Annotated in this window: 17 protein-coding genes; 12 read left to right on the forward strand and 5 right to left on the reverse strand. The window is 32.7% G+C overall.

All coding sequences use genetic code 11. The features are described from left to right. Window positions 1-137: 137 nt before the first annotated feature. The 10 genes from yut to KA830_RS00640 all read left to right on the forward strand — a co-directional run bounded on the left by yut (window position 138) and on the right by KA830_RS00640 (window position 9,231). Window positions 138-1,037, forward strand: coding sequence for an urea transporter (yut, locus tag KA830_RS00595; protein ID WP_064209211.1), 900 nt, complete (start codon window positions 138-140; stop codon window positions 1,035-1,037). A 114-nt stretch (window positions 1,038-1,151) separates the two neighbouring features. Beyond that, the gene (gene nikA, locus KA830_RS00600; RefSeq protein ID WP_204179950.1) at window positions 1,152-2,630 is read left to right on the forward strand and encodes a nickel ABC transporter substrate-binding protein; all 1,479 of its coding nucleotides are present in this window, start codon (window positions 1,152-1,154) and stop codon (window positions 2,628-2,630) included. Then, window positions 2,627-3,607 carry a nickel ABC transporter permease gene (gene nikB, locus KA830_RS00605; RefSeq protein WP_046206696.1) on the forward strand — a complete coding sequence of 327 codons (981 nt, stop codon included), beginning with the start codon at window positions 2,627-2,629 and terminating at the stop codon, window positions 3,605-3,607. Before nikA ends, nikB begins: the two co-directional genes overlap by 4 nt. Next, window positions 3,604-4,425, forward strand: a complete 822-nt coding sequence (nikC, locus tag KA830_RS00610) for a nickel transporter permease (RefSeq protein ID WP_204179951.1) — start codon at window positions 3,604-3,606, stop codon at window positions 4,423-4,425. The genes nikB and nikC overlap by 4 nt, the downstream gene beginning before the upstream one ends. After that, complete coding sequence (locus tag KA830_RS00615) at window positions 4,418-5,203, forward strand: ATP-binding cassette domain-containing protein (RefSeq protein ID WP_204179952.1); 786 nt, start codon at window positions 4,418-4,420, stop codon at window positions 5,201-5,203. The genes nikC and KA830_RS00615 overlap by 8 nt, the downstream gene beginning before the upstream one ends. Next, window positions 5,196-5,888 (forward strand): ABC transporter ATP-binding protein, encoded by a 693-nt coding sequence (locus tag KA830_RS00620; protein WP_064209216.1) that lies wholly within the window; start codon window positions 5,196-5,198, stop codon window positions 5,886-5,888. Before KA830_RS00615 ends, KA830_RS00620 begins: the two co-directional genes overlap by 8 nt. Before the next feature lie 119 nt (window positions 5,889-6,007). Beyond that, window positions 6,008-6,922, forward strand: a complete 915-nt coding sequence (locus KA830_RS00625) for an ABC transporter substrate-binding protein (protein ID WP_046206700.1) — start codon at window positions 6,008-6,010, stop codon at window positions 6,920-6,922. A 495-nt stretch (window positions 6,923-7,417) separates the two neighbouring features. Then, window positions 7,418-7,831, forward strand: a complete 414-nt coding sequence (locus KA830_RS00630; protein WP_064209217.1) for a MarR family winged helix-turn-helix transcriptional regulator — start codon at window positions 7,418-7,420, stop codon at window positions 7,829-7,831. A 139-nt stretch (window positions 7,832-7,970) separates the two neighbouring features. Beyond that, window positions 7,971-8,351, forward strand: coding sequence for a VOC family protein (locus tag KA830_RS00635; protein ID WP_064209218.1), 381 nt, complete (start codon window positions 7,971-7,973; stop codon window positions 8,349-8,351). A 58-nt stretch (window positions 8,352-8,409) separates the two neighbouring features. After that, window positions 8,410-9,231 (forward strand): Cof-type HAD-IIB family hydrolase, encoded by an 822-nt coding sequence (locus KA830_RS00640; protein WP_204179953.1) that lies wholly within the window; start codon window positions 8,410-8,412, stop codon window positions 9,229-9,231. Window positions 9,232-9,320: 89 nt separating this feature from the next. Here KA830_RS00640 and KA830_RS00645 read toward each other — a convergent pair whose 3' ends face one another. Both KA830_RS00645 and KA830_RS00650 read right to left on the reverse strand, forming a co-directional pair. After that, a complete protein-coding gene (locus KA830_RS00645; protein ID WP_070037261.1) occupies window positions 9,321-9,743 on the reverse strand; it encodes a universal stress protein in 423 nt (140 codons plus the stop codon). A gap of 106 nt (window positions 9,744-9,849) precedes the next feature. Next, the gene (locus KA830_RS00650) at window positions 9,850-10,914 is read right to left on the reverse strand and encodes a quinone-dependent dihydroorotate dehydrogenase (protein ID WP_204179954.1); all 1,065 of its coding nucleotides are present in this window, start codon (window positions 10,912-10,914) and stop codon (window positions 9,850-9,852) included. A 205-nt stretch (window positions 10,915-11,119) separates the two neighbouring features. Here KA830_RS00650 and KA830_RS00655 point away from each other — a divergent pair, with 205 nt between their 5' ends. Then, window positions 11,120-11,977: a fructosamine kinase family protein gene (locus tag KA830_RS00655; protein ID WP_070658013.1), complete on the forward strand. Its 858-nt coding sequence runs from the start codon at window positions 11,120-11,122 to the stop codon at window positions 11,975-11,977. A 215-nt stretch (window positions 11,978-12,192) separates the two neighbouring features. Here the strand turns inward: KA830_RS00655 and KA830_RS00660 are convergent, their stop codons facing one another. Then, window positions 12,193-12,426 (reverse strand): DUF896 domain-containing protein, encoded by a 234-nt coding sequence (locus KA830_RS00660; protein WP_046206707.1) that lies wholly within the window; start codon window positions 12,424-12,426, stop codon window positions 12,193-12,195. Then, a complete protein-coding gene (locus tag KA830_RS00665; protein WP_046206708.1) occupies window positions 12,410-13,381 on the reverse strand; it encodes an LLM class oxidoreductase in 972 nt (323 codons plus the stop codon). Before KA830_RS00665 ends, KA830_RS00660 begins: the two co-directional genes overlap by 17 nt. A 303-nt stretch (window positions 13,382-13,684) precedes the next feature. Here KA830_RS00665 and KA830_RS00670 point away from each other — a divergent pair, with 303 nt between their 5' ends. Next, on the forward strand, window positions 13,685-14,452 hold the full coding sequence (locus KA830_RS00670) for a trypsin-like serine peptidase (RefSeq protein WP_204179955.1): 768 nt from the start codon (window positions 13,685-13,687) through the stop codon (window positions 14,450-14,452). 124 nt (window positions 14,453-14,576) lie between these two features. Here the strand turns inward: KA830_RS00670 and KA830_RS00675 are convergent, their stop codons facing one another. Next, window positions 14,577-15,146, reverse strand: a complete 570-nt coding sequence (locus tag KA830_RS00675; RefSeq protein WP_204179956.1) for a TetR/AcrR family transcriptional regulator — start codon at window positions 15,144-15,146, stop codon at window positions 14,577-14,579. Between the last annotated feature and the right edge of the window lie 55 nt (window positions 15,147-15,201).

Here is a 15,201-nt window from a genome sequence, read left to right on the forward strand (position 1 = left end):
TGCTAGGCTAACTACAAGAATTACACATTAGTGAAAAATGCAAAAATAACAAATTCAGTAAAATTTGAAAGACTTTTAATTATAGGTTGTATGATATAAGATAAATAACGTAAATTTTATAGAAATCAGGTGACATTGTGAATGCGATTCAAATATTATTAAAAAATATCGCGCAGGTTTTGTTGTTGAACAATGCATGGACAGGTTTATTTATCTTAATAGGCCTATTTGTAGGTAGTTGGAAAGTCGGTTTAATGGCACTTATTGCTAGTTTAATATCGTTATTATTAGCTAAACATACGAATTATTCAGAGGAAGAGATTAATAGTGGTTTAGCAGGGTTCAATCCAGTATTGACAGCAATTGCATTAACGTTATTTTTAGTACCTGAATGGTACAGCCTATTGATCGTCTTAGTTGCAATAGTCATAACAATGCCATTAGGATCTGCATTCAGGGAATTTTTCAAACCTTTTGGTGTACCAATGTTAACGATGCCATATGTGTTTGTAAGCTGGGTCGTTTTATTGATGTCTTTCCAATTCAAATTTGTAAATGCAGATGTAAAGATATTGCCTAACACAGTCAAAGAAATTACATTTTCGGGACATCAAATCGATTTTATCAGTGCCTTTTTATCAGGTTTTAGTGAAGTTTTTTTATTGAAAAGTGTTTTGGCAGGTACATTCATTTTAATTGGAATTTTTATTGCTTCCAGAAAAGCAGGATGCTACGCAATGATTGCTAATGTTATTGGCTTTGCAGCAGTTACAATACTCGGTGCAAATCATGATCAGATTAATGACGGTTTATTTGGTTATAATGTCATTCTTACAGTTTTAGCGTTAGGCGTGGCATTTAAAACTAGAATTCCAAGGTATATGAGTATTGTACTTGGTGTTTTACTGACAGTGGTTATACATGCAGGCATGATTACATTGCTAACACCATTTGGATTACCTGTCTTTACCTTACCGTTTATTATTGCTACATGGATTATGTTATTCGCAGGTAATAGTATGCGTGTACAAAAATAAGTAACCACTGAGGCATGCGGTTTAATTAAATGTACAAACTAAGTATAATGAAAGAGGATGAACTTTGATTATGCGTTTATTATTTAATAAAAATTGTTGAAAAGAGGTATATTTATGAAAAAAATCATCACAGTATTAGCTTCTGCAGCAGTGATTTTGGCTGGTTGTAGTGGCTCTAACAGCGAGTCTAAAGGCAAAACTTTAGACGTAGAGTTACCTTTGAAAACGACATCTATCGCACCATATGAAACGGATGTGCCTGTGAAAATAGGTGCTGCAGAATCATTGTTTAAAGCGACATCTGATGGCAAAGTTCAAAAGTTGTTAGTTAAATCTTATGATCAAACATCACCGACTCAATTAGATTTAACATTAAAAGATAATATTAAATTCCAAAACGGTAAAAAGGTGACAGGCGAAGCGGTTAAAGCTAGCTTGGAGGAAAGTATTCAAAAAAGTGATTTAGTCAAAGGTTCACTACCAATCAAAGATATCAAAGTGGATGGACAAAAGTTGCAAATCACAACTAAATCCGCATATCCTGAGCTCATTTCAGAATTAGCTAGCCCATTCTCAGCTATTTATGATACTAAAGCTAAAGGAGATATCAATAAAACCCCTGTAGGCACTGGTCCATATCAAATCAAAGATTATAAACAATCACAGAAAATTCAATTGGACCGAAATAAAGATTATTGGCAAGGCAAACCTAAACTAGACCACGTCAATGTTACATATCAAGAAGACGGCAATGCCCGCACGAGTGATTTAGATTCTGGAAAAGCAGATGTTATTACAGATGTACCAGTTGAAAAAGTTAAATCATTAAAAGAGAGTGACAAGACAAAAATTTCATCTGTCTCTGGTTTTAGAACTGGATTATTATTATATAATCACACGAGTGACAAAATGACAAAGCAGGTTCGTGAAGCCTTAGATAAAGTCATTGATCGCAAGCGTATTACAGATAATGTTTCAAAAGGTTATGCAACACCAGCAACTGGACCGTTCAACAATAAACTCGACTTTATAGAAAATAAAGATGTGCAAAAACAAGATATTGCGCAAGCTAAGAAAATAATGAAAGATGCTGGATATAGTGAAGCACACCCATTAAAGCTGACGATATCTACGTATAATGGTCGTCCCGAATTACCTAAAATTGCACAAGTGATTCAGTCAGATGCTAAAAAGGCAAATATTGATATCAAATTACGCAATGTGGATGACATACAGGGGTATTTAAAAGATAAAGAACAATGGGATGCCTCACTTTACAGTTTCGGCACAATCCCTAGAGGAGATACAGGTTATTTCTTTAACCAAGCTTATAAACCAAAAGGTGCAATTAATGCAGGGGGTTATGATAATCATAAGGTCACAGCATTAATAGATGAGTTAAATAAAACAGTGGATAAAGAAGAACGAAATCGCATTACCAATCAAATCATTGATATTACAAGTGATGACATCGCAAACAGTTATATTTCTTACAATGACAATATCGTTGGAATGAATAAGGATGTAGAAAATTTAACTTCAACACCAGAAGGTATTTATCTTATTGATTATAAGGTTGATAAAAAAGAATGATATTAAAACAGATACTTTCTAGAATTGGACAAATGATCATTGTATTGTTTGTCCTTTCTACTATTACTTTTATATTAATGAAACTTACACCCGGAGACCCAGTTGACAAGGTTTTGCACTTAGATGTAGCGAATGTTTCGAGTGATCAAATTGAAGCTACGAAAGAGCGATTAGGGCTTAATCAATCCCCGGTAATGCAATATTTTCAATGGTTAGGTCAAATAATACAATTGAACTTTGGTACCAGTTATCAAACTGGTGAACCTGTGATCAAGGAATTGATTTTCTATACACCTCCAACCTTAACGATTGCAATATTAACGATAGTTATCGTATTTCTAGTTGCCATTCCTTTGGGTATGTTAGCAGCTAAGCGTTATCATACTTGGGTAGATACATGGATAAGAATACTGACTTCATTTACAGTAAGTGTGCCTTCCTTCTTTTTAGGAACGATATTAATTTATATATTTGCACAACGATTAAATATACTTCCTTCATCAGGTTTAGATTCCATTGCTGGTTATATATTACCTGTCATTGCATTGAGTGTTGGAATGAGTGCATATTATGTAAGATTGATGCGTTCGACTTTAGTTGAATTGTATCAATCTAAAGAAGTTGAAGCGGCTAGATTAAGAGGGATGTCAGAACAATATATATTATGGAAAGATTTATTTAAGCCAGCTATTATTCCCGTGATTACTGTATTAGGAATGTCTGTTGGGAGTTTAATTGGTGGTACGGTAGTGATTGAAAATTTATTTGGTATACCGGGCCTAGGTCACTTTCTTGTGGATAGTATTAGAGCGAGGGACTATCCGGTAGTACAAGGTGCCGTTATCATGATTGGATGCTTTGTGGTGTTAGCCAATACGATTAGTGATTTGTTACTTTTATGGATCGATCCTAAACGTCGTTTTAATAAAATCAATGATACATTAAAACGCCACGGTCAGGATGGTGATATGGAATGAAAGACATGAATAAAAGCAGTTTTATCTTTTACGTGTTTGGTATATACGTATTGTTGCTCATCATTGCCCAATTTTTTATTTCAACAGATAGTGCTTTGGAGGTACATTTGAATCATACACTAGAGCTTCCTAGTAGTTCACATTGGCTAGGTACAGATGATTATGGTCGCGATTTACTAGCAAGAGTAATCATAGGTGCTAGATATACATTAATCATCAGTTTAATCACGTTGTTAATTACTGTAATAATCGGTGTACCATTGGGGCTTTTAGCAGGTTATAAAAAAGGCTTTGTTGATACTATAATTATGCGTGTTATTGACATAGGATTAAGTATTCCAGAATTTGTGTTAATGATTGCTATGGCAAGTTTTTTTAAACCTAGTATTTGGAATTTAGTGATAGCAATTACGGTTATAAAATGGATGACATACACGCGACTGACACGTTCGATTGTAAGTAGTGAAATAGGGAAACCATATATTCAAATGGCTAAACTATTTAATGTACCAACACATCGTATCATTTTTAAACATTTTTTCCCACAAGTGATGCCGTCTGTGATTGTTTTAATGACCGTAGACTTTGGGAAGATTATACTTTATATTTCTTCACTCTCATTTCTAGGTTTAGGTGCACAACCACCTTCACCAGAGTGGGGGGCAATGTTAAATGCAGGTAGAGATTATATCAGTTCATATCCTTTACTATTGGTTGTACCAGCATTTCTAATCACATTAACTATTTTATTGTTTAATTTAACTGGTGATGCATTGAGAGATAAACTTTTAAAAAGAAAGCGTGATGTAGATGGCTAATAGTAACCTTTTATCAATAGCGAACTTAACCATCACAGATAACAGCGGACAAAGACTCGTAGATCAACTTGATTTAGCATTACGAAAAAGTAAAGTGAATGTTTTGGTGGGTGAAAGCGGTTCTGGAAAAAGTTTAACTGCAAAAGCACTTGTGCAACAAGTTCCTAATATGCTAACCACACATTTTGATTCACTAGTTTACAAAGGGCAATCCATCACAGGTGTGCGTAATTTACTAGGAAAAGAAATTGGATTTATATCTCAGGATTATACACATAGTTTTAATGATCATACAAAATTAGGTAAGCAATTACTTGCGATTTATAAAATGCATTATAAGGTAGACAAGACAACGGCTAATAATTTTGTAAAACAAGCACTTAAGTGGGTGGATTTAGATCCAGAAACAGTGATGCCGCGTTATAGATTTAACTTGTCAGGAGGTCAACTTGCAAGGGTGCAAATCGCCAGTGTTTTAATGTTAAAGCCAAGTGTTATTATCGCTGATGAACCTACAGCATCATTAGATGCAATCACTGGTTATAATGTGATGCATTTAATCAAGCACTTAGCGGAAGTCCATAAGGTGACTTTATTGATGATTACACATAATTTATCTCATGTGCTCGATTTTAGTGACTGGATTAGTGTTATTCAACATGGTAAGGTCATAGACTTTAACCATGTACAAGCATTTAAAGATGGGAATGTAAAACCATATAGTCTTAAATTATTTGATGCGCGTAGTCAGTTAAGGAAGGATGGCATAAATGATTAAGTTGAAACAGGTTAACTTTGCTTATAAAAATGCGCCTATTTTAAAAAATATTAACTTAACTATATCTCCAAATGAAAAACTAGGTATTGTTGGTGAAAGCGGTTCTGGTAAGACGACTTTGGCCCATATCATGCTAGGATTATTAACTGATTACCAAGGTTATTATTCAACACAAGGATTAAGTATGCTTCCAATATTCCAACATGCATATGACAGCTTTAATCCCAAATTCAAAATACAAACCGCGCTTGAAGAGCCATTACGATATTACAAAGGTTCACAATCAACATCAGATATTCGCTCAAATCTTAAATATTTAATGTCATACATGCAGTTAGAAGAAGCATTATTACAAAAATTTCCAGACGAGTTAAGTGGTGGTCAGTTACAACGATTTAACACCATACGCACGTTAATGCTAGAACCTGATATGTTAATCTGTGATGAAATAACAGCGAGCTTAGATGTCATCGCTGAACAAAGAATGATAAAAGTTTTGAAAGATTACTGTGATCAAACAAACAACGGCATCATTATGATTTCTCATGATATCGCATTTTTAAATCAATTTGTTGAGCGTATTGTTGTTATGAAAGATGGAGAAATTGTCGATGATTTTATGATTACTGATTTATTTTCTGAAGATCGCCATCATTATACGAAAGCGCTACTTTCTCTATATTAAGCTGGGCAATAATTAAAGTACAATCAACAAATTTTTGTGGTTTGCTCAATATAAATGAAGTATAATATATAATTAAGCTCAGTTTAAATTGTAATTATATGAAAAGGGGATATTTAGAAATGAAAAAATTATTATTACCATTACTTGCACTTATTTTGGTATTAGCAGCATGTGGTAATCAATCAAATAATGAATCATCAAAAAGTAAGAAAGAAACAAAGACGTATGTTCAAGATTCAGGGGATAAAGTGAAAATTCCTAAAAAACCTAAACGCATTGTCGTACTGGGGGCTACTTATGCAGGTGGCTTAAAACAACTTGATGGGAACATAGTAGGTGTAGCTAACATCGTGAATGATAGCAAAGTGTTAAAAGATAAATTTAAAGATGTCAAAAAAGTAGACGCAGAGAATGTGGAAAGTGTCGCAAAATTAAAACCAGATTTAATTATTACTTACAATACAGATAAAAATTTAAAAAAATTAAATAAAGTTGCTCCTACAATTGCTTTTGATTATTTGAAACATGATTACAAAGAGCAACATCAAGAATTAGGGAAAATTATAGGTAAGGAAAAACAAGCGAATGCATGGATTGATAAGTGGGATAAAAAAACAAAAAATGATGGTAAAACAATAAAAGAAGCTATTGGTGAAAACACAACAGTTTCAATTATTAAAGATTTTGATAAAAAAGTGTATGCACTCGGTAAGACATACGGTCATGGTAGTGAAGTGTTGTATGATGCATTTGGCTTAAAAATGCCAGAGAATGTTGAAAAAGCTACTAAGAAAAATGATTTAGCTGATATCTCTGAAGAGGAAATTCCAGATATGGCGGGTGATTACGTGGTTACACCTGTCGCTAAAGGAACTAAATTATCTTTTGAAAATAAAGATCTATGGAAAAGTACCGAGGCTGTCAAAAATGGACATACAATTAAAGTAGACGAGGGTATTTATTGGCTAAATGATCCTTACTCTTTAGAATATGAACGTAAAGATTTGAAAGATCAATTATTGAAAAAGCAATAAATATAAACCGGATTAATTTTATAAATTAAAACCATTTTAGTTACTATTAACAGTTTAAACACTAATAGAATTGAACTTATTTTATTAGTAGTTGTTGTTAGTACACTAAAATGGTTTTTGTATTATGCTCAATGATAAATAATGTCCTAATTATATAGGGTTGATGAAAGCATATATAATTTTTAAAATGTTTTAAAATGAATGTAGGCAAATGGTTTAGAAAATAACAAAATGATTAGCTGTATATAGTAAGGGTTGTGAGTATCTAGTCTTTAACTCGATATTTTTATCCTTTAAACTAGAAAGAAAATGCTAAAATGTTGAGTATATTGAATGATATAGATTGCCAAATTTATTGTTGAAGCCAAGTATTTATATAGGTAGTGTTAGACAAAACCCAGAAGCTAGAATTAATATTTTTTGTACAACATCATTTAAAAATTAATTAATGAACTAAAGAAACTTTCAAATGTATGGTTAGTGGGGAGATATATCATGAAAAAAGAACAAAAAGTGGATAACTGGATTAAAATGACGAAATATATACATTATATTGAAGCGATGATCGAGAGGAAATTGAAAGAACAATACCATCTAAGTATTAAAGAGTTTTATGTATTATATGAAATTTATAAGTCAAAAAATAAAAAATACAAGATCAATGATTTGATAAAAGTGGTTGATTTAAGTCAAAGTGCGATGTCTAGACTTATTGTAAGGATGGAAAATACAGAGACTGCGCTTGTATATAGACAAGAGTGTGTAGAAGATCAACGAGCCATGTATATTTACTTAACTAGTAATGGAGAAAAAGTAACCCAAAAAGCACTTCATACTTACGACCAATTATTAAAGCAAGTGAATTTAAAGAGTATTAGAACACTAGCAAAAATGGATGATAGTGATTAATGTTTGTCGTATGAAATAAAAATTTTAAAACTTTACGCTATTGAAATGTAAAAATGATTAAGTCATGCGTTCTAATGTATTTTATGTTTTACTATAAGTGTGTAATACATTGAAAAATTTGAAAAGGGAGAGAATGCTGATGGAAATTAACGCTGCATGGCTCAATTTACCAGTACAAGATTTGGAAGCAAGTGAAAAATTTTATGATACGATTGGGTTTACAATCAAAAAACATAAAGACATGATGAATAAAATGCGAGGTATTCAAACGAAAGATGGCCAAATCATTATGCTGATAGAAAAAGAACAATTTGAAAATGTTTCTAGACTTTCATCTATAGGTAGTAATGAAGCATTAGTATCACTTTCAGTTTCAACAAAACCTGAAGTTGATACGTTGGTTTCATTGGTTGAACAGGCAGGTGGAAAAGTACTCGAAACAGGCACAGAACATGAAGGGTATTATGGGGCGTTATTTAGTGATATAGATGGCCATTTGTTCAATGTCATTGTAATGTAATGACTTACAAGACAATCTCATCTTTGAATGATTTGTACAGGAATGGAAGGTGTAACATTTGATAAAAGCAATAGCGGTAGATAAAGATGGTACTTTTTTTAAATCTGATAATACCTTTGATGAAGCTTATTTCAATAAAATTTTTAAGAGCATGATGGACAGGGATATGAAATTTATCATTGCTAGTGGAAACCAATATGCGCAATTGCGTTCGTTTTTTCCTGACAAAGATCAGCAGATAGCATATATAGCAGAAAATGGTGCAGTGACGTATCAAAATAACAAGTTAGAAGCGGCTGAATATTTTGATCAACAATTGGTTTTTGACGTTTTGAATTTGATCATTAATCATTATCATATTGAAGATATTGTGTTAAGTGGAGTTAAAACGGCTTATGTATTAGAAAGTGTGAGTAACGACTTTTTATCATTTTTATATAAATATTATTTTAATATAACAAAAGTTACAGACTTTAACACAATTAATCAAGATAAATTTGTTAAAATTGCGCTTAGAATTAAAGACCCACAATTTTTAGATGAAGTGATGAGAGGCTTGACTGAACAATACGGAGAAGAAATAAAGCCAGTGACGAGTGGAAATGATAGTCTGGATTTAATATTACCTAAAGTGAATAAAGGTGTGGCGATTAAAACACTTTTAGATAAATGGAAGATTCAATCTCATGAATTGATGGCTTTTGGAGATGCAAATAATGATATAGAAATGTTAGCTATGACGTCAAATAGTTATGCAATGGCTGAATGTAGTCCAGAAGTGGCTGAAGTCGCAAATTACAGAGCGCCATCTAATGATGAATCAGGTGTGTTGCAAGTCATTGAACGATATTTAAAACAAGCTAACAATATGACAAACTAAAACAACGACAAAAAACTCATTATTCCATTACGACATATCCTTACGAGAGATTTGTTAACAGAATAATGAGTTTTATTAATGGTGTAACATTATTTTATAATAAGTACAGGAATATTTGCGCTATTAGCGATTTTATGAGTAACATTACCTAGTACATTTTTTATGTCTGGTTTGGCACGTTTATTACTCATAACGACGATATCATAGTTGTTTTCTTCGATTTCATTTAATATTTCTTGTTTAATGTAGCCAGAACGAAACTTCACTTGGATTTTTAAGCCGAGTGATTCTAGTTTTTCTACAAAAGGTGATATCTCTTTGCCTTTTTCTTCAGCTAATTCTTCAAAATGTTTGCCATCATAGCGAACTGAGGTTTGTAAATCACCTTCAGGTATCACGTTGAAAATAGTGATTTTTGCATTATCAACACCAGTAGTTAAATTTTGTAATTCTTGGGGAACATTATTAAAAGAATTATCAAAGTCATATGCTAACAATATATTTTTATACATTTTAGCGCCTCCTTCAGTAATTATTTACCCTATATAATAAAAAATTATCATAATTTCACTATTAATATTTTACAATAAATAATTCGATTAGAAAAACTAAAATATTTTACACATCTAATCCTATGATATCACTGACATGATTATATCCATTGTTTTGCAAATATTGTACGAGTTGTTTGTTCATCTTTTTAGTTAATCCGGGGCCTTCAAATACGAGAGAACTATAAATTTGCACCAATGTTGCACCATGACGTAACATTTTGATGACATCATTCACTGTGGAAATACCGCCCGTTCCAATGATTAAAAACTGCCCCTGCGTTTCCCTATATGCTTGTGCAATAAGTTTTAAATTACGTTCGAATAAAGGTTTACCACTTAACCCACCAGTTTCTTTTTGATTAATGGAGTGTAACTGTTCACGTTTTTGCGTAGTGTTAGCTAAAATGATGCCATCAAACGTTTGTGTGATAGGTTTAAGCATTTGTGATAAACCTTCTGGACTAAGATCAGATGTTAATTTAATAAAAATAGGTACATCTAGTTCATGCTGGATTTTGTAATTTTGTATAGCAGAACATAATTGAGAAAATTCATTTTTATCATGAAAACTTTGTAAGTTTTCCGTGTTAGGCGAACTGATATTAACAGTGAAAAATGTAACGTCATTTTTAAATGTGTCGATGACTTTTATATAATCTTGATAACGTGATTCATATGGTGTTGTTTTATTTACACCTACATTTATACCAATAGGTGTATGGTAACTAAATTTTCTTAAGTTGCTCAATGCTTTGTTCATACCTAAATTGTTGAATCCCATACGATTGATCAGAGCATGGTCCTCTACTAAACGATACATGCGTGGTTTAGCATTGCCAGGTTGTGGTTTAGGTGTTATTCCGCCTAATTCTAAAGCACCAAAACCTACTTTATCTAATGCTTTAGGAACTTCACAAGATTTATCAAATCCTGCAGCTAATCCAATTGGGTTTTCAAAATGAATCCCTTTAATATTTTGCGATAATATCGGATGTTGATAATGAAATAATTTTTCAAGTATCGGCAACAATTTAGTATGCTTTTGTGGGATTTTAAGAGCATTTATCGTCATGCCATGCGCCTTTTCAGGGTCTAATTGAAATAATATAGGTTTAATTAACTTGTACATGTTGTCATCGCTCCATTTGTTTAAATTAGTAGTAGATGAAATGATTTGTCTTTAATAGACTAGCATTTTAGCATTCATATGCCTAGTGTAAATAAGTAATGTTAATACAACCTTCAAATTATTGGGGAAGACATTGATTTTGATTAAATTTTATATTAAACGGTAATAGTATAATTGTGTGATGGAATGATGGAGGGATAATATTATGAAAACACAATGGCAATCACAATTACCATTAGACAACATACGGTCTATCGTACCAGTAAGTGGTGGAGACGTTAACGAAGCATATAGAGTAGAAACATCTCAATCACCATATTTTTTATTAGTACAGCGTCAGAGAAGTAAAGATTTTTTTGCTGCAGAAGTCGCTGGGCTCAATTTGTTTGAGAAATCTGGCATCACTGCGCCAATCGTTATTGATAGTGGTGAAATCGATGGTGATGCCTATCTGTTGCTAAGCTTTTTAAATGAAGGAACACAAGGAAGCCAAGCCGAGCTTGGAGCCTTGGTGGCTAAAATGCATCAACAACAGCAGCCAGATGGTAAGTTTGGCTTTGATTTACCATATGAAGGTGGTGATGTATCGTTTAATAATAATTGGTCAGACAGTTGGATGACTATATTTGTTGAACGACGTTTAGATCATTTAAAAGATAGATTGGTAGATCAAGGTCTATGGATAGAGGATGATGTAAAAACTTATCATAAAGTGAGAGAAAAAATTGTAAGTTCATTAAGGGATCATACGAGTAAACCATCATTATTGCACGGTGATTTATGGGGTGGTAACTATATGTTCTTAGAAAATGGCCAACCTGCATTGTTTGATCCGGCGCCACTATATGGTGATAGAGAGTTTGATTTAGGTATAACCACTGTGTTCGGTGGTTTTACGCAAACTTTTTATGATGCTTATAATAAGCATTATCCTTTAAGTAAAGGTGCGAATCAGCGATTAGAATTTTATCGTTTATATTTATTAATGGTGCATTTATTAAAATTTGGAAGTATGTATGCAGGCAGTGTAGATCGCTCCATGGAAAACATATTAAATGGTTAAACATGATAAAGATGATTTTCTATTGTTATAAAGTGATGTGGCACATTGTATTCACGATGAATATACAATTTTTAAAAATGAAATAGACGTTAATAGTCATTTAGAATGATGAGATTAGTATAAAATTAAATATGATGAACTGAATCATTAGTATATTTCAATCTAATTGATACAAAGAAAACCCGTTAAGCATTTGCTGCTTGACGGGTTTCTTATTAATCTAAATTTAGCGTGCCCATTTCTTCACGCAATTTATAAACTTTATCAGGCGTAACATCTTCACCTAAAGGATCCACAACTTTTAAAGTGGAAAATGTGTTAACGACTTGGCCACGAATCATTTGAAGATATTCTTGTCTTAATACTTGCTGTTCTTGTTTTTCTTCTACAGTCAAAGGCTGTACTTTTTCTTTATTTGCTAATTGGTTAATTCTATCTAGTAGTTTCATAAATTTTGTCCTCCTGTAAATGTCGAGGTGGAAAGTGTGGGATTATTTCATTGCCGACCTCTGTTAATATATCTTTATAAGTTCTGTCGTTGGTTATAAACTGCAACATGATATGATTGGTTCCGATGCGTTCGTACGCTTTTAGGATGTTTAACAAAGTGTTTCTTCCTAAGCGATAACCACCTTTAACTGGTTTTACAAGTTCATTTGGATTCGCTGATAAATCAATGACTAAAGGATGCATAAATGGTTTGAATGTTTCATTTTGATGCCATTGCTGTAATAATGCCTTTTGTTGTTGGAATGGTTGAGGATAAAATAGCCACCCATCCAAATGCGTTTTTAACCAATCTATATGCTGTTTGGCGTATCCTGTTGCGAAAATTGGAATATGCTTATGCTTTGGTAATACTTGTAGGCCAGAATCTTCATACAGTTCAAATAAATGATTTGACGTTTGTGGTGATGATGATTGCCATAGTTCTTTTAAAGATGATACAGCTGATTGAAAATGTTGACTTAGCTCATTCGGATTGATTTTAAAAGTTGGAAATTCAAATTGCCGATCTCCAGTAGCAATCCCTAATAATAATCGCTCGTTTGATATTAAATCAAGAGAAGCAGATGCTTTAGCTATATGCACAGGATGACGTAATGTTGCAACAATACTAGATGTTCCGAGAGCGATTTTGGATGTGTTGGCAGCGATAAAAGTTAAAAATACAAACGGATCGTAGTTTGTCGTTACATTACCAAGATGCGGACTATATAAAGGACTATCTCGCACAAATAAGCTTGTGAATCCAAGTCTTTCAGCATATTGAACTAATGCTATTTGTTGATCAAACGGCAATGCGATATTTTCAGAATCGTCAAAGGGTAACATTAATCCTAAGGTTAAATGTTCCTGTTGAAAAGTTCGTTTGAAACCATTGTGTGTTTGAATTGTTGTCACGTCTATCCCTCCTCTTCAATCATGTTAAACAACGATTGTAAACTAAGAAACATCTGTTGTTTAGATTGATTATATGTCACGACTTATTATAATGCAAACAACATGTTTATAGATTCATTGTATAAACAACAACGTGAGCAATATGTTGTTTAAGTTATTTAGTTAATATCTCAATAATTGTTGAATTTGTGAATGAATATTAACGATTTATAAAATCATAATGAAACATTAATGATTATTGATTAAAATCTTAAAATTCTGTAAATTTAAAAAGTAATATCTTTTAAATAGGAGGTACTTTTGTTGAAAAATATTTTAGTTAGCATCGTTATAGGTGTTCTATTATTTTTATCAAGCGCTATCAATGATGAGACGCAAGCACAAACGCAAAATGGAACTTTGCCAGATTCACAACAGAGTAATGAACACAACCAAATAGGTACTGCCACGCCAAGGGTAATGCTACCAGGTGAAAATAGACATCAAATTAAAAATACTCGAACGAGTCATTACCAATCAATTGGCTACATAGAAAAAGGAGAAATGATTGCTACCGGTGTGGTTATTGGTAAAAATACAGTGCTGACGAATAAACATGTAGCGGATAACAATAATGCAAATCTGTCGTTTGCGCCCGCTGCTGAAAATGAAAATAGTTTTCCGTACGGTACTTTTAAGGCAAAAGAAGTGATAGCATATCCTGGTGATGCTGACTTAGTAGTTATTCATTTTAATAAAAACAGTAAAGGACAATCGGTTGGTGATGTTGTGACACCTGCCACTATTGGAGAATCTACCACTGTGTCGAGCAATGAGCCAATAACAGTTACTGGTTATCCAGGTGACAAACCTTTAGCAACGATGTGGGAAAGTTCCGGTAAAGTCAAAAGTAATAATGATAACATATTGACGTATAGTGCTAGCACATTTGGTGGGAATTCAGGCTCACCTGTCTTTAATGATAATAATGAACTAATCGGCCTACATTACGGGGGAGTGGAAGGAGAAAGCAATAATGCAGTGGCGATAACAGGTGAAGTATTAGAATTTATCAAGAAACACAATGTTTAAACAATTGTTGTACTCAAATATATTATCCCCCTCGTGAAATAAAGTTATGATAACTGATGGTTTAACGAGGGGGTGAATGTTTACAGAACAACTATTTTCATTGTCTAAACTCATTGTATGTGAACTATTTTTGTTTTGAAAGTTGTGATGTAATGAAAGGTAATGACTTGTTGATATACGTTTCAGCAGGCAATTTACTTGAATGAAACCAATGTTTGGCAATGCCGTATAACCCCCATGAAAGAAAACGTGCACTTGTAGCAAGCGTTTCTCTATCTATATCTTTGTGTTCATCAGACATTAATTTAAAAAAAATATCTTCTAATTCTTCTTTAATTCTTTTTTCGACAATTTCACCATATGCTTCACTGTTTAGACGGCACTCTTCGTGCGTATCTTGAATATAGCTAGTGATTGTAATAAAACATTGACACAATGCATTTTCATTTAATTCTGCAACCATACTGAGTGATTGATTTAAATTTTTTAAGATTGTTTCAGACAATGTATAATCCATAATGTCATATTTATCGTAAAAATGAGCATAAAAAGTAGCGCGATTGACAGTAGCACGTTCGGTGATATCTTTAACTGTAATCGATACTAACTTTTTTTCTTTTGCAATTTCACGAAAAGCATCCATTAATAATTTCTTTGTTCTTATAATACGGGGATCTATATGAGTATGATTCAATTGATTACACCTCTATATTTGTTATTAGCATCAGACAAATTATCTTGCTTTACGC

Source organism: Staphylococcus sp. GDY8P119P, assembly GCF_017892075.1.
GTDB lineage: Bacteria > Bacillota > Bacilli > Staphylococcales > Staphylococcaceae > Staphylococcus > Staphylococcus ureilyticus.